Source organism: Modestobacter sp. SSW1-42, assembly GCF_046635825.1.
In the GTDB taxonomy this organism is placed as follows: Bacteria; Actinomycetota; Actinomycetes; order Mycobacteriales; family Geodermatophilaceae; genus Modestobacter.
The window spans coordinates 156,984-180,787 of sequence record NZ_JBISCA010000001.1; the positions used below are offsets into that span (position 1 = coordinate 156,984).

26 protein-coding genes are annotated in these 23,804 nt (G+C 75.9%); 14 read left to right on the forward strand and 12 right to left on the reverse strand.

Annotated features, from left to right (window positions below):
* Positions 1-190: 190 nt before the first annotated feature.
* The 6 genes from sigE (at position 191) to ACGBYP_RS00840 (ending at position 4,508) form a co-directional block, all read left to right on the forward strand.
* Complete coding sequence (gene sigE / locus ACGBYP_RS00815; RefSeq protein ID WP_411581366.1) at positions 191-793, forward strand: RNA polymerase sigma factor SigE; 603 nt, start codon at positions 191-193, stop codon at positions 791-793.
* The gene (locus ACGBYP_RS00820; RefSeq protein WP_411581367.1) at positions 790-1,431 is read left to right on the forward strand and encodes a zf-HC2 domain-containing protein; all 642 of its coding nucleotides are present in this window, start codon (positions 790-792) and stop codon (positions 1,429-1,431) included. Before sigE ends, ACGBYP_RS00820 begins: the two co-directional genes overlap by 4 nt.
* A gap of 35 nt (positions 1,432-1,466) precedes the next feature.
* Positions 1,467-2,984, forward strand: a complete 1,518-nt coding sequence (locus ACGBYP_RS00825) for a S1C family serine protease (RefSeq protein WP_411581368.1) — start codon at positions 1,467-1,469, stop codon at positions 2,982-2,984.
* A 149-nt stretch (positions 2,985-3,133) separates the two neighbouring features.
* Complete coding sequence (locus ACGBYP_RS00830; protein ID WP_411581369.1) at positions 3,134-3,505, forward strand: twin-arginine translocase TatA/TatE family subunit; 372 nt, start codon at positions 3,134-3,136, stop codon at positions 3,503-3,505.
* A gap of 134 nt (positions 3,506-3,639) precedes the next feature.
* Positions 3,640-4,278, forward strand: coding sequence for a hypothetical protein (locus tag ACGBYP_RS00835; protein WP_411581370.1), 639 nt, complete (start codon positions 3,640-3,642; stop codon positions 4,276-4,278).
* Positions 4,279-4,325: 47 nt separating this feature from the next.
* Entirely contained in the window at positions 4,326-4,508 is a 183-nt protein-coding gene (locus ACGBYP_RS00840; protein WP_411582214.1) for a helix-turn-helix domain-containing protein, read from the forward strand.
* A 40-nt stretch (positions 4,509-4,548) separates the two neighbouring features.
* Here ACGBYP_RS00840 and ACGBYP_RS00845 read toward each other — a convergent pair whose 3' ends face one another.
* Positions 4,549-5,709 carry an Mrp/NBP35 family ATP-binding protein gene (locus tag ACGBYP_RS00845; protein ID WP_411581371.1) on the reverse strand — a complete coding sequence of 387 codons (1,161 nt, stop codon included), beginning with the start codon at positions 5,707-5,709 and terminating at the stop codon, positions 4,549-4,551.
* A gap of 153 nt (positions 5,710-5,862) precedes the next feature.
* Here ACGBYP_RS00845 and ACGBYP_RS00850 point away from each other — a divergent pair, with 153 nt between their 5' ends.
* A complete protein-coding gene (locus ACGBYP_RS00850; RefSeq protein ID WP_411581372.1) occupies positions 5,863-6,555 on the forward strand; it encodes an AzlC family ABC transporter permease in 693 nt (230 codons plus the stop codon).
* A complete protein-coding gene (locus ACGBYP_RS00855; RefSeq protein ID WP_411581373.1) occupies positions 6,552-6,869 on the forward strand; it encodes an AzlD domain-containing protein in 318 nt (105 codons plus the stop codon). The genes ACGBYP_RS00850 and ACGBYP_RS00855 overlap by 4 nt, the downstream gene beginning before the upstream one ends.
* Before the next feature lie 22 nt (positions 6,870-6,891).
* On the opposite strand, the gene ACGBYP_RS00860 is transcribed toward ACGBYP_RS00855, so the two are convergent.
* Together ACGBYP_RS00860 and ACGBYP_RS00865 are read right to left on the reverse strand one after the other, a co-directional pair.
* A complete protein-coding gene (locus ACGBYP_RS00860; RefSeq protein ID WP_411581374.1) occupies positions 6,892-8,457 on the reverse strand; it encodes an MDR family MFS transporter in 1,566 nt (521 codons plus the stop codon).
* 28 nt (positions 8,458-8,485) lie between these two features.
* A complete protein-coding gene (locus tag ACGBYP_RS00865; RefSeq protein ID WP_411581375.1) occupies positions 8,486-9,085 on the reverse strand; it encodes a TetR family transcriptional regulator in 600 nt (199 codons plus the stop codon).
* A 114-nt stretch (positions 9,086-9,199) separates the two neighbouring features.
* Here ACGBYP_RS00865 and ACGBYP_RS00870 point away from each other — a divergent pair, with 114 nt between their 5' ends.
* Positions 9,200-9,805: a DUF6518 family protein gene (locus ACGBYP_RS00870; protein ID WP_411581376.1), complete on the forward strand. Its 606-nt coding sequence runs from the start codon at positions 9,200-9,202 to the stop codon at positions 9,803-9,805.
* Positions 9,806-9,808: 3 nt separating this feature from the next.
* On the opposite strand, the gene ACGBYP_RS00875 is transcribed toward ACGBYP_RS00870, so the two are convergent.
* Together ACGBYP_RS00875 and ACGBYP_RS00880 are read right to left on the reverse strand one after the other, a co-directional pair.
* Positions 9,809-10,360 (reverse strand): DUF1003 domain-containing protein, encoded by a 552-nt coding sequence (locus tag ACGBYP_RS00875; RefSeq protein ID WP_411581377.1) that lies wholly within the window; start codon positions 10,358-10,360, stop codon positions 9,809-9,811.
* The gene (locus tag ACGBYP_RS00880) at positions 10,353-11,591 is read right to left on the reverse strand and encodes a magnesium transporter MgtE N-terminal domain-containing protein (protein WP_411581378.1); all 1,239 of its coding nucleotides are present in this window, start codon (positions 11,589-11,591) and stop codon (positions 10,353-10,355) included. Before ACGBYP_RS00880 ends, ACGBYP_RS00875 begins: the two co-directional genes overlap by 8 nt.
* Before the next feature lie 25 nt (positions 11,592-11,616).
* Between ACGBYP_RS00880 and ACGBYP_RS00885 the strand changes: the two genes are divergently transcribed.
* Positions 11,617-12,498: a PhzF family phenazine biosynthesis protein gene (locus tag ACGBYP_RS00885; RefSeq protein ID WP_411581379.1), complete on the forward strand. Its 882-nt coding sequence runs from the start codon at positions 11,617-11,619 to the stop codon at positions 12,496-12,498.
* A 134-nt stretch (positions 12,499-12,632) separates the two neighbouring features.
* Positions 12,633-13,490 carry a DMT family transporter gene (locus ACGBYP_RS00890; RefSeq protein ID WP_411581380.1) on the forward strand — a complete coding sequence of 286 codons (858 nt, stop codon included), beginning with the start codon at positions 12,633-12,635 and terminating at the stop codon, positions 13,488-13,490.
* A gap of 7 nt (positions 13,491-13,497) precedes the next feature.
* On the opposite strand, the gene ACGBYP_RS00895 is transcribed toward ACGBYP_RS00890, so the two are convergent.
* The 4 genes from ACGBYP_RS00895 to ACGBYP_RS00910 are packed head-to-tail and all read right to left on the reverse strand — an operon-like array spanning position 13,498 to position 16,688.
* A complete protein-coding gene (locus ACGBYP_RS00895) occupies positions 13,498-13,848 on the reverse strand; it encodes a DUF4190 domain-containing protein (protein ID WP_411581381.1) in 351 nt (116 codons plus the stop codon).
* Positions 13,849-13,891: 43 nt separating this feature from the next.
* Positions 13,892-14,614 carry a hypothetical protein gene (locus ACGBYP_RS00900; RefSeq protein WP_411581382.1) on the reverse strand — a complete coding sequence of 241 codons (723 nt, stop codon included), beginning with the start codon at positions 14,612-14,614 and terminating at the stop codon, positions 13,892-13,894.
* Positions 14,611-15,732 (reverse strand): zinc-dependent alcohol dehydrogenase, encoded by a 1,122-nt coding sequence (locus ACGBYP_RS00905; protein ID WP_411581383.1) that lies wholly within the window; start codon positions 15,730-15,732, stop codon positions 14,611-14,613. Before ACGBYP_RS00905 ends, ACGBYP_RS00900 begins: the two co-directional genes overlap by 4 nt.
* Positions 15,729-16,688, reverse strand: coding sequence for a Gfo/Idh/MocA family protein (locus tag ACGBYP_RS00910; RefSeq protein WP_411581384.1), 960 nt, complete (start codon positions 16,686-16,688; stop codon positions 15,729-15,731). Before ACGBYP_RS00910 ends, ACGBYP_RS00905 begins: the two co-directional genes overlap by 4 nt.
* A gap of 216 nt (positions 16,689-16,904) precedes the next feature.
* Here ACGBYP_RS00910 and ACGBYP_RS00915 point away from each other — a divergent pair, with 216 nt between their 5' ends.
* Positions 16,905-18,119 carry a glycosyltransferase gene (locus ACGBYP_RS00915; RefSeq protein ID WP_411581385.1) on the forward strand — a complete coding sequence of 405 codons (1,215 nt, stop codon included), beginning with the start codon at positions 16,905-16,907 and terminating at the stop codon, positions 18,117-18,119.
* Here the strand turns inward: ACGBYP_RS00915 and ACGBYP_RS00920 are convergent.
* Together ACGBYP_RS00920 and ACGBYP_RS00925 are read right to left on the reverse strand one after the other, a co-directional pair.
* On the reverse strand, positions 18,106-20,181 hold the full coding sequence (locus ACGBYP_RS00920; protein WP_411581386.1) for an ArnT family glycosyltransferase: 2,076 nt from the start codon (positions 20,179-20,181) through the stop codon (positions 18,106-18,108). The two genes, ACGBYP_RS00915 and ACGBYP_RS00920, sit on opposite strands and share 14 nt — an antisense overlap.
* Positions 20,178-21,455 (reverse strand): glycosyltransferase, encoded by a 1,278-nt coding sequence (locus ACGBYP_RS00925; RefSeq protein WP_411581387.1) that lies wholly within the window; start codon positions 21,453-21,455, stop codon positions 20,178-20,180. The genes ACGBYP_RS00920 and ACGBYP_RS00925 overlap by 4 nt, the downstream gene beginning before the upstream one ends.
* Positions 21,456-21,566: 111 nt before the next feature.
* On the opposite strand from ACGBYP_RS00925, the gene ACGBYP_RS00930 reads away from it, so the two are divergent.
* Complete coding sequence (locus ACGBYP_RS00930; RefSeq protein ID WP_411581388.1) at positions 21,567-22,505, forward strand: NADP-dependent oxidoreductase; 939 nt, start codon at positions 21,567-21,569, stop codon at positions 22,503-22,505.
* 39 nt (positions 22,506-22,544) lie between these two features.
* Here the strand turns inward: ACGBYP_RS00930 and ACGBYP_RS00935 are convergent, their stop codons facing one another.
* The gene (locus tag ACGBYP_RS00935) at positions 22,545-23,231 is read right to left on the reverse strand and encodes a DNA alkylation repair protein (protein ID WP_411581389.1); all 687 of its coding nucleotides are present in this window, start codon (positions 23,229-23,231) and stop codon (positions 22,545-22,547) included.
* A 175-nt stretch (positions 23,232-23,406) separates the two neighbouring features.
* On the opposite strand from ACGBYP_RS00935, the gene ACGBYP_RS00940 reads away from it, so the two are divergent.
* Entirely contained in the window at positions 23,407-23,796 is a 390-nt protein-coding gene (locus ACGBYP_RS00940) for a hypothetical protein (RefSeq protein ID WP_411581390.1), read from the forward strand.
* Positions 23,797-23,804 lie beyond the last annotated feature (8 nt).

Genomic DNA, 23,804 nt, shown 5'->3' on the forward strand with positions numbered 1-23,804 from the left:
GACCGGGCGGACGGGCTCCCTGGCAACTGCCTGTGGGTCCGCGCCGGCGGGAACACCGGCCGGACGCCCACCCGTTGGAACGGACGTGCGTCTCTCGCGTACCACCAGTCCGCAGTCCCCTCCGGAGTCCACCGCACGGCCCACCCCCGCTGGGGAGGTGTCCGCGCCGGTCGTCTGCGATCCTGAGGGCGTGACCGGAGCAGCCGCGAGCGAGCCCACGGCCACCGCGCTGCCCGACGCCGGTGGCGTTGAGGGCTGGGTCGCCCCCACGTGGGAGCAGGTCGTCCGCGACCACTCCGCCCGCGTCTACCGGCTGGCCTACCGCCTCTCGGGCAACCAGCAGGACGCCGAGGACCTCACCCAGGAGACCTTCGTCCGGGTGTTCCGTTCGCTGGCCGACTTCTCCCCGGGCACCTTCGAGGGCTGGCTGCACCGCATCACCACGAACCTGTTCCTGGACATGGTCCGGCGCCGCCAGCGCATCCGCTTCGACGCGCTGCCCGAGGACACCGAGCGCCTGCCCGGGTCGTCCCCGTCGCCCGAGCAGGTCTACGCCGACACCCACCTCGACCCGCAGATCCAGGCGGCGCTGGACAAGCTGTCGCCGGAGTTCCGCGTGGCCGTCGTCCTCTGCGACATCGAGGGCCTCACCTACGAGGAGATCTCGGCGACGCTGGGCATCAAGCTCGGCACCGTGCGCAGCCGCATCCACCGCGGCCGCGTCCAGCTGCGCGAGGCGCTGGCGCACCTGGCCCCCGGCCGCACCCCGGTCCCCGCGGAGGGCCTGCGGTGAGCGAGCGCGAGCACCCCGACGAGCGCCGCCTCGGCGGCATCATGAGCATCCCGCCGAGCCACCTGGCCCAGGAGGCCGTCGCGGCCCTGGTCGACGGCGAGCTCTCCGGCGGCGCCGCGGGCCGCGCGGCGCGGCACCTGTCCGGCTGTGTGCAGTGCCGGATGGCGGTCGCCGCCCAGCGCGAGGCCAAGGAGGCCCTGCGGCACGACGGCGGCCCCGACGTCCCGTGCGACCTGCTGTCCCGGCTCAAGGCCATCCCGTTCACCGCCGACGTGCCCGGCACCGGTGGCCTGGGCGGGCTGAGCGCCGGCGCCGACGGGCTCAGCACCTCCGGTGTCGGCGGCTCGTGGGCCATCCCGCTGACCCCGCCCGAGCCCGCCCCGCCGCGCACCGACGGGCACCGCTGGCTGCGCCGCGGCATGACCGGAGCACTGGCCGGCATCGGTCTCGGTGTCGCGGTGCTCGCCGTGGGCCTGCCCGCCTCCGATGCCCCCGCCGACGCCCCGCAGCCAGGCGCGCCCGTGGCCGGAGCGGCCGACCGCACCGTCCCGACCGAGCGCACCGACATCGTGCCGCCGGTGGTGCGCACCCTCACCGTCGGCTCGACCAGCAGCCTGCCCCCGGGCGGGACGCCCTGACCGAGAGCTCCGGCAGCCCGCACGACCAGGCGCGCGTGTTCGGCCGGCCCACCGGGACGACGGGGGCCTTCGCGCCCTCCGAGGCCCGGCTGCAGCCGAGCACGCCGCCGGCGCCCGAGCCACACCCCGCGCAGCAGGCCGCCTTCGGCCGCCCGCAGGAGGTCGCCGGCTCCTTCGGCGCCGACCGGCCCACGCCACCGCCGCCCCCCACCCCGGCGCCGCCCCCGGAGGCGGTGCTGCGTGCCTTCGCCCCGCGCGACGGCGCGACCGGCCTCGGCGAGCCGCCCGGCGGCCGGCGTGCCCGCCGGCGCACCGCGGCCGCGCCCTTCTGGAAGCCCGACGCCGTCGCCGACCCGTGGCGCGACCCGTACGCGCCCGCCGGCCTCGGTGCCCCGGCCGAGTTCCCCGCCGAGGAGGAGCAGGCCGGCCCGGTCGTCGTCGACGCGCGCGGCCGACGCAGGCTGCGGCTGCGCGACGTGTCCGTGCGGCTCAGCGTCCTGGCGCTGCTCGCGCTGCTGCTGGTGGGCGTCACCGGCGGGACGACCGCGTGGTGGCTGGGCCGCACCGCCGACGAGCAGCCGCTGCTCGCCCCGGGCACCCAGCTGTCGGAGGTCTCACCCGGCGTCAGCCGCGAGCCGGGCTCGGTCGCCGACATCGCCGGGCGGGTGAGCCCGGCCGTGGTCTCCATCGAGGTCAGCCTGGCCAACGCCGGCGCCACCGGTTCCGGTGTGGTGGTCGACCCCGCCGGCGGCTACATCGTGACCAACAACCACGTCGTGTCCGGCGCCGCCGACGACGAGGAGGCCCAGATCCGCGCGGTGTTCAGCGACGGCAGCGGCTCGGCGGCCACGATCGTCGGCCGCGACCCGGCCAGCGACCTCGCCGTCCTCAAGGTCGAGAAGCCCGGGCTGGTCGGCGCGACGCTCGGCGAGTCCGAGGCCCTCGTGGTCGGCGACCCGGTCGTGGCCATCGGCTCGCCGCTCGGGCTGGCCGGCACGGTCACCACCGGCATCGTGAGCGCGCTCGACCGGCCGGTGCGGCTGTCCGGCGAGGGCAGCGACACCAACGCGGTGATCAGCGCGGTGCAGACGGACGCGCCGATCAACCCGGGCAACTCCGGCGGCGCGCTCGTCGACGGCACCGGCGCGGTCATCGGGATCAACACCGCGATCGCCTCCCTCGGCGGCAACGGCACCACCGGCGGCTCGATCGGCCTGGGCTTCGCCATCCCGATCGACACGGTGCGCGACATCTCCGAGGAGCTGATCGCCACCGGGACGGCCGTGCACGCCACCCTCGGCGTCAACGCCCGCTCGGTCACCGACGGCACCCGCGACGGCGCCCTGGTGCTCAACGTCGAGCCCGGCAGCGGCGCGGAGGCGGCCGGGGTCCAGGAGCAGGACGTCGTGATCGCGGTCGACGGCGAGGCGGTCGCGAGCTCCGAGGAGCTGGTGGTCGCGGTCGACGCGCGCGCCCCCGGGGAGACCGTCACGTTGGAGCTGGTGCGCGATGGCGCGTCCCGCGAGGTGCAGGTCGTCCTCGGCACTGCCTGAGGGCCCCCTCGCCCCACCCTCCGCAGGCGCGCGGCGGGACCCTGCGAAGGGGCCGGACACCTCGCGTTGGGGTCGTCTACGGCTGCTGGCCAGATTGCCCACCTACGCTGGACACGACCGCGGTGCGCGGCCGGGCGCGAGGAGGAGCGGTGTTCAACTCGATCGGCTGGGGCGAGATCGTCGTCCTGGGGCTCGCTGCCCTGTTCATCTTCGGTCCCGACCGGCTGCCCTCCCTGGCCAAGGACGCCGCGACCGGCATCAAGAAGGCCCGCGAGGCGATCACCGGTGTGCGTGGCCAGCTGCACGAGACCCTCGGCGACGACTTCGACCACCTGAAGGACGTCGACCTGCGGCAGTACCACCCCAAGACCTTCATCCGGCAGCAACTGCTCGGTGACGACGACGACCCGCCGGTCAAGGCGAGCGCCACCGGTGCCACGGCCGCCGGTCCGGTGCGGATGACCAAGACGGTCCGCCGCGACACCGCCGTCCCGCCGCCGTTCGACATCGACGCCACCTGAGCCAGGGTCCCGGTGCCCCCCACACCTCGCTGAGGCTCGCCGCGGGCCCCCGCGCCGAGGCCTGCTGGACACATCGACTGTCGATGGGCACACTGGCCGGACACCCATCGACGGTCGATGTGTCAGGAGTGGTCATGGCCCGCAGCACCACCTACGTCAGCCCGTCCACCGTCCGGGGGATCGGCCAGCTGCTCGGCCTCGCCGGCATCGTGGCCGCCGTCGCCGGGCCGGTCCACGCGGTCAACGGCGCCACCCACGCCGGTGCTGCGGTCGAGGTGCCGGTCGAGCTCGACGGCGGCGTCGGCCCGCTGGCCGGAGCCCCGGTCGCGCTGCCGGACGGCGCCCGGCTGCTGCCTCTGCCCGAGGGCGCCCGCGCCGCGCTGTCCGCCGGGGACTCGACCGTCGCCGAGCAGCTGCTGGCGCGCGGGGACGTCGCCGTCCTCGGGCTGGCGGTGGGCCTCGGCGCGTGGCTGCTGCGGCCGGTGCTGGCCTCGATCGCGGCCGGGCGGCCGTTCGGCGTGGGCAGCTCCCGGCGGCTGGCCTGGCTCGCCGTGGTCGTCGCCGTCGCCGGCAGCCTCGGCCCGCTGCTGCCGCAGGTCGGCGCGCTCGCCGTCCTCGACCGGCTCGACCTGGTCGGGCCGGGCAGCCCCTTCGTCATGGGGGTGACGTTCTCGTTCCTGCCGGTCCTCGTGGGCGGGGGTCTGCTGCTCGTGCTCGCCGAGGCCTTCCGGCAGGGGGAGCGGATCGACTCCGACGTCCAGGGGCTGGTGTGAGCCCCGTCGACACCGAGACCCACCGGGTCACCTGCCACCTCGACCGGCTGCTCGCCGACCGGGGGATGACGCTGACCGAGCTCGCCGAGCGGGTGGGGGTCACGGTGGTGAACCTGTCGGTGCTCAAGAACGACCGGGCCCGGGCGGTGCGCTTCTCCACGCTGACCGCCATCTGCGACGCGCTGGACTGCCAGCCCGGCGACGTCTTCAGCGTCGGTCCGGGCCGCTGACGCAGCGAGGCCGGCCTCCCCGTGGGGAGGCCGGCCTCGCTCAGCGGTTGACCGGGGTGAGGCCCAGCGACATGCCGACCAGGCCGCGCGAGCGGACGGCGAGCCCCTCGGCGATCTTCTCCAGCGCCTGCGCCGCGGGGGCGTCGGGCTGGGCGAGGACGATCGGGGCACCGGCGTCGCCGGCCTCGCGCAGCCGGGTGTCGAGCGGGATCTGGCCCAGCAGGGGCACCCGGGCGCCGAGGGTCTTGGTCAGCGCGTCGGAGACGGCCTGGCCACCGCCGGAGCCGAAGACCTCCATGCGGGAGCCGTCGGGCATCTCCATCCAGGACATGTTCTCGATGACCCCGACCACCTGCTGGTGGGTCTGGCTGGCGATCGAGCCGGCCCGCTCCGCCACCTCGGCGGCGGCCAGCTGCGGCGTCGTGACCACGAGGATCTCGGCGTTGGGCACCAGCTGGGCGATCGAGATGGCGACGTCGCCGGTGCCCGGGGGCAGGTCGAGCAGGAGGACGTCGAGGTCGCCCCACCACACGTCGGCGAGGAACTGCTGCAGCGCGCGGTGCAGCATCGGGCCACGCCACACGACCGGGGTGTTGCCCGGGGTGAACATGCCGATCGAGATGACCTTCACGCCGAAGGACTGCGGCGGCATGATCATGTTCTCGACCTGGGTCGGCTTGTCGTCGACGCCGAGCATGCGGGGCACCGAGTGGCCGTAGATGTCGGCGTCGACCACGCCCACGGACAGGCCGCGGCGGGCCAGCGAGGCGGCCAGGTTCACCGTGACGCTGGACTTGCCGACGCCGCCCTTGCCGGAGGCGACCGCGAAGACGCGGGTCAGCGAGCCGGGCTGGGCGAAGGGCACGACCGGGTCGGCGGCGTCGGTGCCGCGCACCGTCTTGCGCAGCTCGGTGCGCTGCTCGTCGTTCATCACGTCGAGGCCGACCTGGACGGCGGTCACGCCGGGGACCCGGATGACGGCCTCGGTGACCCGGTCGGTGATCGTGTCGCGCATCGGGCAGCCGGAGACGGTCAGGTAGACCTCGACGCGGACCGTGCCCGGGTCGCCCCCGACGCCGATCTGCACGTCCTTGATCATGCCCAGCTCGGGCAGGGGACGGTTGATCTCCGGGTCCTGGACGGTCGCCAGCGCCGCGACCACGGCGTCCAGCGCCGGCGTACCGGTGAGCGTGTCGGACATGCGGGGTGGGTCTCCTTCGACGGGGGGTCCGCGGGAGGCGGCCCGAGGGGGCTCGCGCGCGGACGTCCTCACTGTACGGCGGGCCGGACGGCCGTTCCGGTGGTGAGGGTGTGACGCAGGCCAACCCCCGCGCCGGTCGCTAGGGTCGCCGCCGTGTCCTCACCCGCCCGGTCGGCGACCCTGCGCGACTCGCTGGGCCTCGGCCTCGCGGTGGGGCTGTACGGCGTCGCGTTCGGGGCGGCCGCGGTGGGCGCGGGGCTGTCGGCCGGGCAGGCGGTCGCGCTGTCGGCGCTGATGTTCACCGGCGCCTCGCAGTTCGCGCTCGTGGGCGTGCTCGGCGCCGGCGGTGGCGCCCTCGCCGCGATCGGCAGCGCGCTGCTGCTCGGGTCGCGCAACACGCTCTACGGCGTCCGGCTGGCCCCGATGCTCGCCCCGCGGGGCTGGTGGCGGCGGGCCGGCACCGCCCAGCTGGTCATCGACGAGTCGACGGCGATGGCCGTCGCCGCGCCCGACCGCGAGCTGGGCCGGCTGGCGTTCTGGGTCACCGGCGGGTCGGTCTACGTGTGCTGGACGGCGATGACGCTGGTCGGCGCGCTCGGCGCCGCCGGGCTGGGCGAGACCGCGCAGGCCGCGCTGGACGCCGTCGTCCCGGCCGCCTTCCTGGCGCTGCTGTGGCCGCGGCTGCAGCGCACCGCGAAGGAGGCGGGTGTGCAGCGGCGGGTGGCGCTGGCCGGGGCGGTCGTCGCGCTCGCACTGACGCCGTTCGTGCCCGCGGGGCTGCAGGTGGTGCTCGCCGTCCTCGCCGTGCTGCTGGCCGGTCGGCCGCGACCGGCGGTGGCGGCGTGAGCGACGGGGCGCTGTGGACCGTCGTCCTCGCCGGGGCGCTGGGCTGCTACCTGCTCAAGCTGGCCGGGCTGTCGGTGCCGGCCGCGTGGGTGCAGCACCCGCTGGTCACCCGGGTCGTGGAGTTCGTGCCCGCGGCGCTGCTGGCCGCGCTGGTCGCGGTGCAGGCGGCGACGTCCGGGCGGGACCTGGTGCTCGACGGCCGGCTGGTCGGGCTGGCGGTCGCGGCGCTCGCGCTGGCGCTGCGGGCGCCGTTCATCGTGGTGATCCTGCTGGCCGGGGCGGCCGGGGCGCTGGTGCACGTCCTCACGGGCTGACCAGCGCCCCGGCGTCCCGGGCTCAGTGCGCCAGCGGCAGCTGGGCCTCGGACTCCAGGCGCTCGGCGCCGGAGGTGGTCTGCAGCGGCTTCTCCTTGACGAAGAGCACCACCAGCAGGGCCAGGGCGGCCAGCGGGGTGGCGATCAGGAACAGCTCGGCGGTGGCGTCGCCGTAGGCGTTCTGCACGACCGTCTGCACCTCCGGCGGCAGGGTGGCGACGTCCGGGACGGCCGCGCCCTCGCCGGACGACGACCCGCCGAGCACCGACAGCTCGCTGGCCACGCGGCTGGCCAGCACCGCGCCCAGGACGCTGACGCCGATCGTGCCGCCCAGGCTGCGGAAGAACGACAGCACCGAGGTGGCCGAGCCCAGCTGGCGGGCCGGGACGTCGTTCTGCGCGGCGAGCACCAGGTTCTGCATGAGCATGCCGACCCCGACGCCCATCACGGCCATGTAGAGGCCGATCAGCCACATCGAGGTGTCCGCGCCGATGGTGGCCAGCAGGCCGAAGCCGACGGTCATCAGGGCGGCGCCGGCGACCAGGTACCGCTTCCACAGCCCGGTCTTGGTGATGAGCGCGCCGGCGACCGTGGAGGAGACCAGCAGCCCGCCGATCATCGGCAGGGAGAGCAGGCCGGCCGCGGTGGGGGAGTACCCGCGCGAGATCTGGAAGTACTGGGAGAGGAAGACCGTCCCGCCGAACATCGCGATGCCCACCAGCGCGCTGGCGACCACGGTCAGGGTGACGGTGCGGTTGCGGAAGATGTCCAGCGGGATGATCGGCTCGGACACCTTCGACTCGACCAGGACGGCGAGGGCGAGCAGCACCAGCGCGCCGCCGACCATCAGCGCCGTCGTGCCCGACAGCCAGGCGAAGTCGTTGCCGGCGAGGGTGACCCAGATGAGCAGCAGGCTGATCCCGGCGGTGATGAGCAGGGCGCCCAGCCAGTCGACCTGCACCTCGCGGCGGCGGACCGACTTCAGCTTCAGCGTCTTCTGCAGCAGCACGATCGCGGCCAGCGCGAAGGGTACGCCCATGAAGAAGCACCAGCGCCAGCCCAGCCACGCGGTGTCGACGATGACGCCGCCGATCAGCGGGCCGGCGACGGTGGCCACGGCGAAGACGGCGCCGAAGATGCCGGCGTACCGGCCCAGCTCGCGCGGCGGGATCATCGCCGCCATCACGATCTGCACCAGCGCGGTGAGGCCACCGGCGCCGGCGCCCTGGATCACCCGGGCGATGATCAGCGTCGTCGTGTCCTGGGAGAACCCGGCGAGCAGCGAGCCCGCGACGAACAGGCCCAGGGAGAGCTGGACGAGCAGCTTCTGGCTGACCAGGTCGGCGAGCTTGCCCCACAGCGGCACGGTGACGGTCATCGCCAGCAGCTCGGCCGTCACCACCCAGGTGTAGATGGACTGGCTGCCACCCAGGTCGGAGATGATCGTGGGCAGGGCGTTGGAGACGACGGTCGCGGCGAGGATCGACACGAAGATGCCCATCATCAGGCCGGACAGCGCCTGGAGCACCTCCCGCCGGCTCATCGCTGCGGACGTGCTGGCCGCCCCGGGTTCGGCGGTGGTGGTCACGGTGCTCCTGTCGGTGGGTGGGTGGTGGTCAGCGGGCTGCGGGCAGGCCGGCGGCGACGGCGTCGAGCGCCTCGTCGGCCAGCGCCGTCAGCGGGGTGGTGCCGCCCTGGGCCTGCCAGCGCAGCAGACTGACCCGCAGGGCGGCGGAGACGACGGCGGCCAGCAGGGCCGGCAGCAGGTCGGTGTCGGCGTCGGCGCCGGTGCGCTCGGCCACGGCCAGGGCGAACTCGCGCTCGTCGGCGGCGCTCATCTCCACCAGCCGGGGCAGCAGCGACGGGGTGCCCATCAGCACGGTCATCCGCTCGCGCAGGCCGGCCGGGTCGGCCTCGAGCTCGACCAGCTCGGCCTGCACCGCGGCGCGGACCGCGGCGAGCGGGCCGAGCTCCGCAGGGACCGCGCGCAGCCGGGTGGACAGCCGCGGCTGGTCGGGCCCGCCGGGCTGCAGCAGCGCCTCCTCCTTGGAGGAGAAGTAGTTGAAGAACGTCCGGTAGGACACGTCGGCCGCCGCGGCGACGGCCTCGACGGTGACGTTCTCCCAGCCGCGGTCAGCGGCCAGCCGCACCGTCGCAGCCGCCAGGGCGGCCCGGGTGTCGGCCTTCTTGCGCTCGCGCAGGCCCCGTTCGGTCACCGGTCGAGCATCGGACTCGGTTGCACAATGTGCAAGCTTGCCCAGTATGCATCCGATCACCGGTGGCGGCGCGGCACCGGGACGGCGGTCGGGGGCTCCGGCACGATCCGCGGCATGACCGCAGCGACGCGCGTGCCGACCCGCCCGTCGGCCCTGTCGCTCGCGGTGACGGGCGGGCTCGTGGCCGGGAGCGCGGCCAAGGCCGCCGACTTCTCGGGCTGGCGCTGGGCGAACGACCTGGGCCACTACCCGGCGGCGTGGGTGCTGGTCGTCGCGCTGATCGGGTGGCGGGCGCCGTCGCTGCGGGCTGCTGCGGTGCGGTCGGCGGCCTTCTTCGCCGCGATGAGCGTCGGCTACTACGGATGGGCGGCCCTGGTGCTCGACCGTGGCTGGGAGCTGCGGCTGCTGGCCGCCTGGCTGGTGCTGTCGGCGACCGCGGTGCCGGTCACGGCCGCCGCCGGCCACCTCGCCACCCGCCGCACCGGCTGGTTGCCCGGCGCGATGCTGGCGATGGCGGCCGGCATCGTGCTCGGTGGCGGAGTCCTGGCCGACCCCGGCGCCCACCCGGTGCAGGCGGTGGTGGACGTCGCCGTCGCCGTCGCCCTGGTCGTCGCGCTGCCGCGGGACGGGCGCACCCGGCTCTGGGCGGTCGCGCTCACCGCGCCGCTGACCTGGGGAGCCGCCCAGCTGCTCGACGTCCTGCGCTGGGTGCTGGGCTGACCCTCAGCGCACCGGGTCGATCAGCCCGTCGGGGGTCTCCCGGCGCTTCTTCTTGTTCTTCTTGCGCTCGCCGCCGTCCTCGCCGCCGTCCTCGGGCACCAGCCGGTTCAGCTCGCCGCGGATGAAGTCGCGGGTGGCGAGCTCACCGACCGAGACGCGCAGCGAGGCGAGCTCGCGGGCCAGGTACTCGGTGTCGGCGCGGGTCTGGAACGACCGCTCGCGGTCCTCCTCGGCCTGCACCCGGTCGCGGTCGGCCTGACGGTTCTGCGCCAGCAGGATCAGCGGCGCGGCGTAGGCGGCCTGGGTGGAGAAGGCCAGGTTGAGCAGGATGAACGGGTAGGGGTCCCACCTCAGGTTCACCGCCACCACGTTGAGCACGATCCAGACCAGCACGATGATCGTCTGGACGGCGAGGAAGCGGCCGGTGCCCAGGAACCGGGCGATGCCCTCGGCGAACTTGCCGACCGCGTCGGGGTCCAGCTTCAGGAACTGGGCGAAGGACCGGCTGCCCCGGGGCTGGTCCAGGCGCTGGTCGGCGCGGCGGTCGTCAGCCACGACGGGCCCGCTCGCGCCAGTCCTCGGGCAGCAGGTGGTCCAGCACGTCGTCCACGCTCACCGCGCCGACGAGGCGGCCTTGCGGGTCGACGACGGGGGCCGCGACCAGGTTGTAGGTGGCGAAGTAGCGGGTCACCTCGGCCAGCGGTGCCTCCGGGCGCAGCGGCTCCAGGTCGTCGAGCACGCCGCTGACCAGGGTCGAGGGTGGTTCGCGCAGCAGCGCCTGGATGTGCGCCAGGCCCAGGTAGCGGCCGGTGGGGGTGGCCGAGGGCGGCCGGCAGACGTAGACCTGGCTGGCCAGCGCCGGGGTGAGCTCGGGCGCGCGCACCCGGGCCAGGGCCTCGGCGATGGTGGCGTCCGGGGTGAGGATGACCGGCTCGCTGGTCATGATGCCGCCGGCGGTGTCCTCGGAGTACTTCAGCAGCTGGCGGACCGGCTCGGCCTCGTCGGGCTCCATCAGCTCCAGCATGCGTTCCCGGTCGACGTTGGACAGCTCCGAGAGCAGGTCCGCGGCGTCGTCGGGGTCCATCTCCTCCAGGACGTCGGCCGCCCGCTGCTCCTCCAGCGTGCCGAGGATGACGATCTGCTCGGCCTCGGGCAGCTCGCCCAGGACGTCGGCCAGCCGCTGGTCGTCCATCGCCTCGGCGACCTCGTGCCGCCGCTTGATCGGCAGCTCCTGCAGCGCGTGCGCGACGTCGGCGGCGTTGAGCTCGCGGTAGGTGGCGATCAACGTCTCCGCGCTCTGCCCGGTCTCGGGCAGGGCCAGGCCGCTGACCTCGTCCCACGCGACCTGGTGCAGCTGACCGCGGCGGCGGAAGCCCCCGGGCTCCTGGACGGCGAGCCGGGACAGCACCCAGTCACCGGTGCGGGTCTGCTCGATGGCGGCGTCGACGACCACGGCCGCCCGCTGGGGCTCGGCCATGGTGACCCGGCGGTCCAGCAGCTCGCCGAGCACCAGCGTCTCGCCGGCCCGCTGCTCGAAGCGCTTGACGTTCAGCGTGCCCGACGACAGCCGCACCGAGCCCGCGTCCAGCCCGGTCACCCGGCCCATGGGCACGAAGATCCGGCGCCGGGCGACGACCTCGACGACCAGCCCGAGCACGCGGGGCGTCGCGCTGCCGACGCGCAGCGCGACGAGCACGTCGCGCACCTTCCCGACCCGGTCGCCGTTGGGGTCGAAGACGGTCAACCCGGCCACCCGGGAGACATAAGCCCTCGTCACCGTGGTCACGGACGGGAAGGCTACCGTCGCCGACGTGAGCGCTCCGGCAGCCGACCAGTTGGACTACGAGGTCGTGGACGTGTTCGCGCCGCGGCCCTTCAGCGGCAACCAGCTCGCCGTGGTGCTGGACGCCGACGGGCTGACCACCGACCAGTGCCAGGCGCTGGCCGCGGAGTTCGGCTACTCGGAGTCCACCTTCGTCAGCGCCCCCACCGGGGCCGGCGCCGACTACCGGGTGCGGATCTTCACCCCGCGCACCGAGCTGCCCTTCGCCGGGCACCCCTCGGTCGGCACCGCGCACACCCTCGTCCGGCTCGGCCGGCTGCCCGCCGGCGTGCTGCGCCAGGAGTGCGGCGCCGGCGTGGTCGAGGTCGCGGTGGACGACGAGGGCGCCCGGTTGGCCGGCACGTCGGTGTCGCTGCGCCCCGGCCCGGACGTCGAGGTGCTGGCCGCGGCCCTCGGCCTGGACGCCGCCGACGCCACCGGCCGCCCCGCGCACCTGGTGGGCTGCGGCATCGACTTCGCCCAGCTCGAGGTGCACCCCGGCGCGCTGGAGCGGGTGGTCCCCGACCCGGCGGCGCTGAACGCGCTGCTGCCCGGCGTCCAGGGCGGGGTGTCGGTGCTCGCCTGGGACGCGGCCGGCGGCGAGGGCACGGTGCGGGTGTTCGCCGACGGCCTGGACTACGCGGAGGACCCGGCCACCGGGTCGGCCGCGCTGGGCACCGGCATCTGGCTGGCCGCCGTGGAGCTGGCCGGCGAGGGCGTCACCGAGTACCGGCTGGCCCAGGGCGCGGCGGTCGGGCGCCCCTCGGTGCTGGCCGGCCGGGTGCGGGTCGCCGGGGGACAGGTCGCCGAGGTCAGCGTGGCCGGCGCCGTGCGGCCCATCGCGTCCGGCCGCGTCCGGGTCCCGCAGTGATGAAGGACCCCGCTGCCCCCCACCACTCGCAGGCTCGCGGCGGGGCTCTGCAGCAGGGCCGGACCGCGACCCTCCAGCAGGGGCCGGCGCAGGCGTGGGCGGTGCACCGGCCGGGCGGGCGCGACGTAGCGCTGATGGCGGTCGCGGTCGTCGGCGTCTCGTTCTCCGGGCCGCTGACCGCGCTGGTCGCGACCTCGTTCCTGGCCATCGCCTTCTGGCGCAACGCCGCCGGCGCGGTGCTGCTGCTGCCGGTGCTGCTGGCCGAGCGGGCGACGCTCACCGGCCTGCGACCGCGGCAGCTCACCAGCTCGCTGGTCGCCGGGCTCTTCCTCGCCGCGCACTTCGCCGCCTGGCTGCCCAGCCTGTCGATGACGACGGTCGCGGCCTCGACCGCGCTGGTGACCACCACCCCGATCTGGACGGCGCTGGCCGCCCGCGTCTCCGGCGTGCACCTGCCCCCGCAGGTCTGGTGGGGGCTGGGGCTGGCCGTGTTCGGCGCCGCGCTGATCGCCGGGGTCGACGTGGCGGTGTCCTGGCGGGCGCTGGCCGGTGACGGGCTGGCGCTGCTCGGGGCGGTCTGCGCCGGCGGCTACATGCTGGCCGGTGCCCGGGCGCGGCAGCGGCTGAGCACCTCGGCCTACTCGGTGGTCTGCTACTCGACCTGCGCGGTCGCCCTCGCCGTCGCCGCAGCGGTGGCCGGCGTCCCGCTCACCGGGTTCAGCGCCCGCGACTGGTGGCTGATCGCCGCGATCACCTTCTGCGCCCAGCTGCTCGGGCACACGCTGCTCAACCTGGTGCTCTCCTCGGTCGGGCCGACCGTGGTGGGGCTGGCGATCCTGCTCGAGGTGCCCGGCGCGCTGCTGGTCGCGCTGGTGCTGCTGGACCAGGTGCCGCCGCTGCTCGCGCTGCCCGGGATGGTCGCCGTCGTGATCGGGGTGGCGCTGGTCATCCGCGCCGGCCGGCCGGCGCCGGTGGCCGAGCCGGTCACCTGACCGCAGGTCAGCCCAGCGAGCCGTTCGCGATCGCGGTGAGCGCGACGACCCAGACGACGACCCCGATCAGCAGCAGGGTCGAGACGACGCCGCCGACGACCACCGCGGTCAGCGCGAGCCCCTCGCCGCCCTCGCCGGTGCGCCGGATCTGCCTCCGGGCGACGATCCCCAGCCCCAGCCCCACCGGGGCGAGCACGCCGAGGAAGCAGAGCACCAGGGCGATCGGGGCGAGCTGGTTGGTGGGCCGCCGCCACGCGGAGGCGGGCGACGGGCCCCAGCCGGGCGGCGGCGGACCCCAGGACGGCGGCGGGCCGGCCTGCCACGGCGGGCTCGGGGAACGGGTGTCGTCGGGGCTCATGCCGTCCTCTCCTGGCCGTCGGTCGGCCCGGCCAGTGTGCCGGTCAGCCGCCGATCGCCGCGGCAGGCAGCGCGGACATGCGGGCGGCGATGGCCCGGCCGGCCGCCGTGGTCGTGTCCGGGGCGTCGCCGATCAGCACCGACAGCACCTGGCCGACCGCCTGCGCCACGACGACCTGCACGGTGCCGTCGGCCAGCTGGTACTGGAAGACGACGCTCATCGCGGCCAGGCCCTCGGCGCTCGGGGCGGGCTGGAACGTGTACGTGTCCGGCGGGCAGCTGCTGAAGGCCGCCACCAGCTCGCGGACGGCGCTGCTCGCGGCGTCGGCGGTGTCGTAGCTGATCGCCTCCGACGACAGCTGCGCGGCGCCGGCCGGGTCGACCGCGACCACCGGCTGCTTGCTCGTCCGGTGCGCCTCCGAGCCGAAACGCTGGTCGCAGATGCCGTCCAGGCTGGGGTTGTCGGCGATGGCGGTGCCCTCGCCCAGCGGGTTGGCCTGCACCGTCCAGCCGGCCGGGAGGTCGGTGGCGCGCAGCGCGATCGCCACGGCGGCTTGCGCGGGGTCGCGGACCGCCGCCGGGTCGGCCGCTGCGGCGGCGGCCTCCGCGGCGTCAGCGGCGCTGGGCTCGGCCGTGGGTCCCGCGGTGGGCCCAGCGGTGGGTCCTGCGCTCGACCCAGCCGCGGGAGGGGAGTCGCCGTCCGAGCCGGTGCAGCCGGTGAGGGTCAGCGCCGTCGCGACGGCCAGGGGGAGCAGGAGACGCCTCACCCCGACGACGGTAGCCCTGGCGGTCGCGCCGGTGCGCCGACCTCGAGGACGGCGGAGATGACGTGCCGGCGGCGGGCGCTCAGGTCGGCGAACAGGCCGGGTGCGGCGTCGAAGGGGACGACGTCGGTGACCACCGCGGTGCGCACGGCGTCACCGTGGTCGGCGAGCAGGGCCAGCGTCTCGTGCGAGAGCCGCCGCCGGTCCCACAGGTGCCCGAGCCCGCGCGGCACCCGGCCGATCTGGGCGCAGCGCAGCGACAGCCCGTTGTGGTGGAACTCCTCGCCGAGGGCCACCTCGCCGGCACCGCCGGTGTAGAAGGCCAGGTCGACGACGGTGCCCTGGGGGCGCAGGCAGCGCAGCGCGGTGGCCAGCGCCGCCGCCGTCCCGCGGCACTGGAACACCACGTCGGCGCCACGGTCGCCGGCCGCGTGCCGCCAGCGGGTCTTCAGCTCCGGGGCGACTTCGGGGGTGCTGTCGACCGCCTCCAGGCCCAGGGCGACCGCGGCGTCGCGGCGGGCCGGGGTCGGGTCGGCGACCACCACCTCGGCCGCGCCGTGCGCCCGGGCGAGCAGCCCGACGAGCAGCCCGATGGCGCCGCCGCCGGTGACCAGGACCAGCCGGCCGCGCACCCCGTCGCCGAGCCCGCCCCCGCCGGCGTCGGCGGCGGCGTGCAGCAGACCGTTGGCGCAGATCGGCCCGAGGTGGGCGGCGAAGACCCCGAGCAGCGGGTCGAGCCCGACGGGCAGCCGGACGACGTGCTGCGCCAGCGGGTCGCCGTGGACGACGGTCGCGTGCCCGTAGGCCATGGCCACCACAGCACCCTCCGCGACGGCCGTCGTCCGGGAGTCGGTGACTCGGGCGACCTCCATGTAGCCCAGCCGCTCGACCGGGAACTGCTGGGCGGGCCGGTCGCGGTCGAACAGGCCCAGGTCGGCGTCCCAACCGGCGGAGAAGTACGGGCTCGTGCCGCGGTACCAGGTGAGCTCGGTGCCCGCGGAGACCCCGCTGAACAGGGTCTCGGCGCGGAAGCGGCCCTCGGCCAGCGGCGGCTCGGGCGTCTCGACGACCGCCAGCTCGCCGGCCCGCGGCACCACCAGCGTGCGCACCACCCCGCTCACGAGCCGGCCACCCGGACGGCGCCGCCGGTGCGCGTGGCCTCGGCGACGGCCCAGGCCAGCCGGTGGGTGCGCAGCGCCTCGGCGACGTCGACCAGCCCCGCGGACGCCGGCTGCCCCGCGAGCACGTCGAGGAAGGCGCGGTCGACCGCGGTGCGGGCGTCGACGGTGGGCTCCGCCTGCTCCTCGCCGTCCCGGGTGCGCACGTGGAGCGTGGTCTCGGTGAGCGCGACGGCGACCCCGTCCCCGGCCAGCTCCAGTCCCGCGGCGGTGAGCACCGGCAGCACGCAGGAGGTGCTCACCGTGCCGACCGCGCCCGAGGCCAACCGGAGCACCGCGGCGGTGGCGTCCGGCACGTCGCGGCCCTCGGTGGTGGAGGCGGCCGCGGCACCGACGACCTCGGTCACCTCGCCGGCCAGCACGCGGACGAGGTCGAGCACGTGCGTGGCCTGCTCGACGACCTGACCGCCGGACCGGTCGTGCCGGCCCCACCACGCCGGCGGGGGAGTGGTGCCCCACCAGCGGGCGCTGAGCAGCCGGAGCTGGTGGCCGGCGAGCGCGGACCGGGCCCGGTCGACGGTGTCCAGGTGCCGCCAGTGGTACCCGGTCGCGGTGGGCAGCGCCGCCTGCGCGACCAGGTCGGCGACGTCCTCGGCCACCGTGAGGTCGGCGGCGAGCGGCTTCTCGACGAAGAACGGCACGCCGGCCCGGGCGACCGTGCGCTCCAGCTCGCCGTGGGCGAAGGGCGGGACGCACAGCCAGACGCCGTCCAGGCCCCGGGCGAGCAGGTCGTCGACGCCGGCGACCGCCTGGGTGCCCACCTCGGCGGCCAGCGCCTCGGCGGCGGGGAGCACGGGGTCGCTCACCGCGACCAGCTCGACGTCGGCGAAGCCGGCCAGGGTGCGGGCGTGCCGGGCGCCGACGCCGCCGGCGCCCACGAGTCCCACGCGGAGCGTCATGCCGGGGATGGTGCCGGTTCCGTGCGTCCGCCGCGAGGCCTCCGGCCGTGCCAGCATGCGCACCGACCGTCCGACGGTCGCCGCCGGTGCGCTGCGCCGCCGGGGTGCGACGCGTGCGGCGGCGAGGCCGACGAACAGGGGAGACGACCCTATGACCACCACCGGAACCGTCCGCCGGCACGGCGCCCTGCCGGGAGCAGCCACCGGCTCACCGTCATGAAGATCCTCATGGACGCCGGCCCGTGGCTGCCGGTGCCCCCGGTCGGCTACGGCGGGCTCGAGAACGTCGTCGCCACCCTCACCACCGAGCTGCGCCGCCGCGGGCACCGTGTCGTCCTGGCCGCCTCCGGCGACAGCCGGCAGGAGGCCGACGGCCTCGTGTCGGCCTTCCCGACGGGCCGGTTCGCGCGGCTGGCGTCCCCCTACCCGCAGGTGGTCGGGGCGGCGCACGCCCACGCGCACGCGGTCGTCGCGGCGGTGCACGAGCACGCCGCGGCCGAGGACCCCTTCGACGTCGTGCACACCCACCTGGAGGTCGTCGGCCCGGCGGTGCTGGCCGCCCTCGGCGACGCGGCGCCGCCGGTGCTGCACACCCTGCACTGGGACCTGACCCGCAACGCCGACTTCTACGGCTCGTTCGACGGCGGAGGACGGGTGCACTTCGTCGGCGTCTCGGCCTCCCAGGTGGCCCGTGGACCGGCGCGGCTGAGGCGGCAGACGCTGGGCGCCGTGCCGCTGTCGGTCCCGATCCCGGACGAGGCCCCGGCCGGCCCCGACGAGCGGGACCGCTCGGTGCTCGTGCTCTCCCGGATGTGCGAGGACAAGGGTACCGACATCGCGCTGCGGGCGTGCCGCGCGGCGGGGGTGCCGCTGGTGCTGGCCGGCCCGGTCGGTGGGCTGCCGGACCGCGCCGCGCTCGAGGCGGCCCTCGCCGACCCGGCGTCCCCGGTGCGCGGGTACCCCGACGTCCGCTGGTTCCTCGAGCACGTCGACCCGCTGCTCGACGGCGAGCACGCCCGCTGGATCGGCAGCGTCGACGGCGCGGCGAAGGCCGCCCTGCTGCGCCGGTCGCGCGCCGTGCTCTTCCCGCTGCGCTGGGACGAGCCCGGCGGCACCGCCGTCTGCGAGGCGCTCGCGGCCGGCACGCCGGTGGTGGCCATGGCCCGCGGCTGCCTGCCCGACCTGGTCGAGGACGGCGTCACCGGGTTCCTCGCCGGGACCGAGGCCGGGTTCACCGCCGCGCTGTCCCGGCTCGACGAGCTGGACCCGGCCGCGTGCGCCGCCACGGCCCGCCGCCGCTTCGCCCCGGCCGTGATGGCCCAGGACTACGAGCGGCTCTACGCCCGGGTGCGCCGCCGCGCCGCGCTGCGCATCGCACCGCGGCAGGTCCCCCGTGCACGCACGGGGGACCTGCCGGTCACTCGCCGCTGAGGTCGTAGAGCGTGACCCCGTCGATGGTCTGGGCGGTGTACGTCTCGGCCACCCAGGCGGCGATGTCGGCCGAGGCGCTGCTGCCGCTGTCGCTGGCCATCCCCGCGCCACCGATGAACCAGTGCACCTGGCCGTCGGCGACCAGGGCCTGGAACTCCGCCAGCGTCGGGGACGGGTCGCTGCCGTTGAACCCGCCGAGGGGCATCACCGGCAGCTCGGTGGCCAGCTGGTAGCCCGCAGCGCTGTTGGACCCGACCGCCGCGGCGACCCAGGTGTAGGCGTCCGCGTCCTCGGTCAGCGCCGCGACGACGGCGTCGCCGGGGTCGGTGGCGTCGAGCAGCCCGCCCATGCCACCACCCCCCATGCCACCGGCCCGGCCGGTCGGGGCACCGGTGGCGCCCCCGGCGCCCGGTGCCTGCCCCGGGGGTGCCTGGCCGCCGAAGCCGCCGGCCGGCGCGGTGCCGCCGCCGAAGCCGCCCGCCGGCGGGGTGCCGCCACCGCCGAAGCCGCCACGACCACCGCCGCCCGGTCCGCCGGCGCCGAAGCCGCTGCCGCCGCTGACGGTGGGCCCGGCCGAGGGGATCGACCCCGTGTGTGCCGTCCCGGCGGTCTGCACGGCGTAGGCGGCCGGGCCGCCGAGCGCGGCCAGGATGCCGGCGACCAGCACCGTGGCCGCGAGCAGCCGGCCGGCGCGGTGGGCGACCAGCAGTCCGAGCGCGGCGAGCAGGCCGGCGACCAGCACGACCCAGCGCAGCCAGGGCAGGAACTCGGCCGAGCGGCCGAGCAGCACGAACGACCACAGCGCCGTCGCGGCCAGGGTCAGCGCGAGCACGATCCGCGCCAGCGCCGTCCCGCGGCGCTGCCACAGCAGCGCACCGCCGATGCCGACCAGCGCCGCGACCGCCGGGGCCAGCGCCACCGTGTAGTAGGCGTGGAAGATGCCGGCCATCAGGCTGAAGGTGAGCCCGGTGACCACCAGCCAGCTGCCCCAGGTGACCAGCGCGGCGCGGCGGACGTCGGTGCGCGGCGCGCGGCGCAGGGCCACCAGCCCCGCGACCAGCAGGGCCAGCGCGGCAGGCAGCAGCCAGGCGATCTGGCCGCCGATCTCGGCGGTGAACAGCCGGGCCAACCCGGTCTCGCCCCAGTTGCCGCCACCGGTGCCACCGCCGCCGCCGACGCTGCCGGTCTCGTCGCCGGTCAGCCGGCCCAGGCCGTTGTAGCCCCAGATGAGCTCCCAGGCGGAGTCGGTCTGCGAGCCGCCGATGTAGGGCCGCCACGACTCCGGCACCAGCTCCACGACGGCGACCCACCAGCCACCGGCCACCAGCAGCGCCGCGCCTGCGGCCAGCACGTGCAGGAACCGCCTGCCCAGCGTGGTCGGCGCGGCGACGAGGTACACCAGCGCGAAGCCGGGGACGACGAGCATCGCCTGCAGGGTCTTGGTCAGGAAGGCGAACCCGATCAGCACGCCGACGCCGACCATCCAGCGCACGCTCGCCGTCTCCACCGCGCGGGTGACGGCGTAGGCGGCCAGCGTCATGAGCAGCACGAGCAGGGCGTCGGGGTTGTCGAAGCGGAACATCAGCACCGCGACCGGGGTCAGCGCCATCGCCGCCCCGGCCAGCAGCCCGGCGCCGGGGCCGACCACCCGGCGCACGGCCAGGTACACGACGCCCACGGTGGCCACGCCCATCAGGGCCTGCGGCACCAGTAGCGCCCAGGAGTTCAGCCCGAACAGCCGCACCGACAGCGCCATGACCCACAGCGAGGCCGGCGGCTTGTCGACGGTGATCGAGTTCGCCGCGTCGGAGGAGCCGTAGAAGAACGCCTCCCAGCTCTGCGACCCGGCCTGCACGGCCGCGGCGTAGAAGGCGTTGGCCCAGCCGGAGGCGGCGAGGTCCCACAGGTAGAGCAGGCCGGTGGCGGCCAGCAGGCCGAGCAGCGCGGGCCGCACCCACGACGGGTCCTCGTCCCGGCCGTGCACCAGCCGGCGGGCGCGGGAGGTGCCGACCTGCGGCGGGGGAGCGGCGGAGGACGTGGGGGCGTCGAGGACGGTGCTCATCGGATGGTCTCCATCGCCGGGACGGCGGGCTCGGGGGCGGTGGCCGGGGCGGGGGTGCGGAACACCCAGCCGCGGAGCAGCAGGAAGCGCAGCAGCGTCGCCAGCGCGTTGGCCGCGACCAGCAGCAGCAGCTCGGTGCTGCGGGCCGGGGAGTCGGTGAGGGAGTGCAGGACGGCGAGGGTGCCGCTGGTCAGCACCAGGCCGAGGACGAAGACGACGAGGCCCTGCACCTGCGCGCGGCCGGCGCCGGGGCCGCCGCGGATGCCGAAGGTGATCCGCCGGTTCGCCGCGGTGTTGGCCACCGCGGTCACCAGCAGGGCGACGAGGTTGGCCGGCTGGGCGTCCACGACGTGCCGCAGCGCGACGAACAGCACCAGGTAGGCCAGCGTCGACAGCACGCCGATCCCGGCGAACCGCACCGCCTGGCCGACCAGCCCGGCCGGCACCCCGGGCACCGGGTCGGCCAGCGGCCCGCGGCCCAGCGAGGAGCGCAGCTCGGCGAGCGGCAGCCGGCCGGTGGTCAGCGCGCGCAGCATCCGGACGATCCCGGCGACGTCCGCCTTCGCCGTCCGCACGATGTCGACGCGGCTGTCGGGGTCGTCGACCCAGTCGACGGGCACCTCGTGGATGCGCAGGCCGCTGCGCTCGGCGAGCACCAGCAGCTCGGTGTCGAAGAACCAGCCGGTGTCCTCGACCAGCGGCAGCAGTCGGGCGGCGACGTCGGCGCGGATGGCCTTGAAGCCGCACTGCGCGTCCGACAGCCGGGTGGCCAGGGTGCTGCGGAGCAGCAGGTTGTAGCTGCGGGAGATGACCTCGCGCTTCGCGCCGCGCACCACCCGGGACGACGGCGCCAGGCGGGTGCCGATCGCCAGGTCGGAGTGCCCGCTGATCAACGGGGCGACCAACGGCAGCAGTGCGGCCAGGTCGGTGGACAGGTCGACGTCCATGTAGACCAGGACCGGGGCGTCCGAGCCCAGCCACGCGGTGCGCAGCGCCCGCCCGCGGCCGGGCTCGGGCAGCACCAGCACCTCGATGCCGGGCAGCTCGGCGGCGACCCGGTGGGCGACGTCCACCGTGCCGTCGGTGCTGGCGTTCTCGGCGACGGTGATCCGGAACCGGTAGGGCAGGTGCTCGGTGAGGTGCCGGTGCAGCCGGCGCAGGCAGGGTTCGAGGTCGGTCTCCTCGTCGTGCACGGGGACGACGACGTCCACGACGGGGGGATGCGGGTCGGTGCCGCCGGTCGGCTCGTCGGCGCGCAGGGGGAGCGGTGGCATGGGACGACCGTCGGGTCCGTGGCTGGCGCGGGGCCGTGGCGCAGCTACGCGGCAGCTGTGTGTGTCCGGCACGACGGAACAGTGGGACGCCGCGACGTGCTGGCACCGGACATGAGAGCCGTCGCCGTCACCGAGTTCGGAGGGCCCGAGGCCCTGCACGTCATCGACCTGCCCGAGGAGCACGCCGGCCCCGGCCAGGTGCGCCTCCGGGTGACCGCCTTCGCCGTGAGCCCGACCGACACGAACCTGCGCTCCGGCTTCTACGTCGAACGTGACCCGGTCAAGCAGCCCCCCTACGTCCCCGGCATGGACGCCGCCGGGGTGCTGGTCGAGATCGGGGAGGGCGTCGAGACCGACCTGGCCGTCGGCGACCACGTGATGGCGGTCGTCGTCCCCAGCGGTGCGCACGGCGCCTACCGCGAGGACCTCGTGCTGCCCGCGCGGTCGGTCACCCGCGTGCCCGCCGGCCTCGACGACGTGGCCGCCTCGACCCTGCCGATGAACGGCCTCACCGCGCGCCTGGCGCTGGACTCGATGCAGCTGCAGCCCGGCCAGGTCCTCGCCGTCACCGGCGCCGCCGGCGCGTTCGGCGGCTACACGATCCAGCTGGCCAAGGCCGACGGCCTCACCGTCGTCGCCGACGCCAAGCCCGAGGACGAGGAGCTCGTGCGCTCCTTCGGCGCCGACGTGGTCGTCCCGCGTGGGGGCGACGTCGCCGCCGCGATCCGCGCGCGGTTCCCCGATGGTGTCGACGGTCTCGCCGACGGCGCGGTCCAGGACGACGTCGCGCTGCCGGCGGTCAAGGACGGCGGTCCCGTGGTGACCGTGCGCGGCTACCAGGGCAACGGCGAGCGCGGGCTGCGCTTCTTCCCCGTGTTCGTCGCCACCTACGCCGAGGAGCAGGAGAAGCTGGACACGCTCCGCGAGGCCGTGGAGAAGGGCGTGCTCACCCTGCGGGTGGCCGACACCTACCCGGCCGAGCAGACCGCGGAGGCACACCGCCGGCTCGAGGCCGGTGGCGTCCGCGGGCGTCTCGTCGTCACGTTCTAGTCAGCGCGCCCGGTCCGGCCGCATGCCGGACCGGGCGCGTCAGCCCAGGTGCTTCAGCGCCTCGCGGCGGGACAGGGGGCTGAGTTCCCGCTCGGCCACGAAGCGGCGGACCCAGTCGGCGTCCGTCTTGGCCAGGTCGCGCAGCGCCCAGCCGATGGCCTTGCGGACGAAGAACTCGCCGTCGCCGGCGTTGACCTCGATCACCTCGGCCAGCAGCGCGGTGTCGGTGCGGTCACGGGCGCCGAGCTGGGCGATGACGGCGCTGCGGCGCAGCCACCGGTCGGGGGAGCGGGCCCAGTCGCGCAGCACCGGCCGCAGCGCGTCGGGGTGGGCCAGCAGCAGGTCGCGGACGCGCGGCTGGACGCCGTCGACCAGGTCCCACCAGGCGCCGGTGGTGATCATCTCCTCGTACAGCGGGAGGAGTGCCAGCGCCGTGCGGGCCAGCGGCAGGCCGGTCAGCGCGACCGCCGCGTAGCGCTCCTCGCGGTGGGCCGCCCCGCGCCACAGCTCGGCGGCTGCACCCCCCAGCTCGGCCACCGTGGCGGGCGGGTGCGCCGTCGCCGATGCCGCCGTGAGCCGGCGGACCTCGGGCAGCCGTACGCCGAGGCAGGGCTCCGTCGTCTTCAGGTAGGTCTGCATGCCGCGGGCGCGGTCGGGGTCCCCGGCTGCGCGGAGGGCGGTGCGGACCGCGGACACCAACTCGGCCGTGCCGTCGTCCCCGGGCATGGCGGGGATCCTGCCGCGCCGGCAGGCCGGCGGGAACAGGTCCGCGCCCGGCTGGTCACTGCATCGGCTGTAGCCAGCTGACCCGGACGGGTGAGCTGTGCATGCAGTCGGATTGTGCCCAATCGGTCACGGGCAGTGAGCGGTCGTCCACCACTGCTTCTGCACCGGAGTCCTCATGCGCACCCGCCCCGCCGCTCTCGCCCTCGTCACCGCCGCCGTCGCGGTGTCCCTCGGGCTGACCGGCTGCTCCTCGGGGGACGCGTCCGCGGCCGCCACCGCCCAGGACGTCCGCAACGACGCCGTCCAGGAGCTCGCCGCCGCGCAGGGCGCCACCCTGCTGCCGGTGTCGAGCGAGGTCGAGCAGCTGACCCGGGCCAAGCAGCGGGCGGTGCTGGCCATGGACGCCGTCCGCAGCGCGGACGTCGACCAGCGGATCGCCGCCTACGACGCGCTGGCCACCGCCATCGAGGCCGCCCCGACGGCTGCCGCGGTGCGCGCCGCCGTCGCCGACGCCGGCCTCGAGGTCGACCGCGGCGCCGGCTCGGACGACGTCCTGGTCGGCTGAGACCGGCT

Excerpts from the sequence above, each read along its gene's own strand:
- ACGBYP_RS00890 (WP_411581380.1), top strand. The coding sequence starts at position 12,633 with ATGGCGGTCGCGGTCGTCGGCGTCTCGTTCTCCGGGCCGCTGACCGCG.
- ACGBYP_RS00915 (WP_411581385.1), top strand. The coding sequence starts at position 16,905 with ATGAAGATCCTCATGGACGCCGGCCCGTGGCTGCCGGTGCCCCCGGTC.
- ACGBYP_RS00835 (WP_411581370.1), top strand. The coding sequence starts at position 3,640 with ATGGCCCGCAGCACCACCTACGTCAGCCCGTCCACCGTCCGGGGGATC.
- ACGBYP_RS00845 (WP_411581371.1), bottom strand. The coding sequence starts at position 5,709 with ATGTCCGACACGCTCACCGGTACGCCGGCGCTGGACGCCGTGGTCGCG.
- ACGBYP_RS00935 (WP_411581389.1), bottom strand. The coding sequence starts at position 23,231 with ATGCCCGGGGACGACGGCACGGCCGAGTTGGTGTCCGCGGTCCGCACC.
- ACGBYP_RS00925 (WP_411581387.1), bottom strand. The coding sequence starts at position 21,455 with ATGCCACCGCTCCCCCTGCGCGCCGACGAGCCGACCGGCGGCACCGAC.
- ACGBYP_RS00910 (WP_411581384.1), bottom strand. The coding sequence starts at position 16,688 with ATGACGCTCCGCGTGGGACTCGTGGGCGCCGGCGGCGTCGGCGCCCGG.
- ACGBYP_RS00920 (WP_411581386.1), bottom strand. The coding sequence starts at position 20,181 with ATGAGCACCGTCCTCGACGCCCCCACGTCCTCCGCCGCTCCCCCGCCG.
- ACGBYP_RS00930 (WP_411581388.1), top strand. The coding sequence starts at position 21,567 with ATGAGAGCCGTCGCCGTCACCGAGTTCGGAGGGCCCGAGGCCCTGCAC.
- ACGBYP_RS00870 (WP_411581376.1), top strand. The coding sequence starts at position 9,200 with ATGACCGCAGCGACGCGCGTGCCGACCCGCCCGTCGGCCCTGTCGCTC.
- ACGBYP_RS00895 (WP_411581381.1), bottom strand. The coding sequence starts at position 13,848 with ATGAGCCCCGACGACACCCGTTCCCCGAGCCCGCCGTGGCAGGCCGGC.
- ACGBYP_RS00940 (WP_411581390.1), top strand. The coding sequence starts at position 23,407 with ATGCGCACCCGCCCCGCCGCTCTCGCCCTCGTCACCGCCGCCGTCGCG.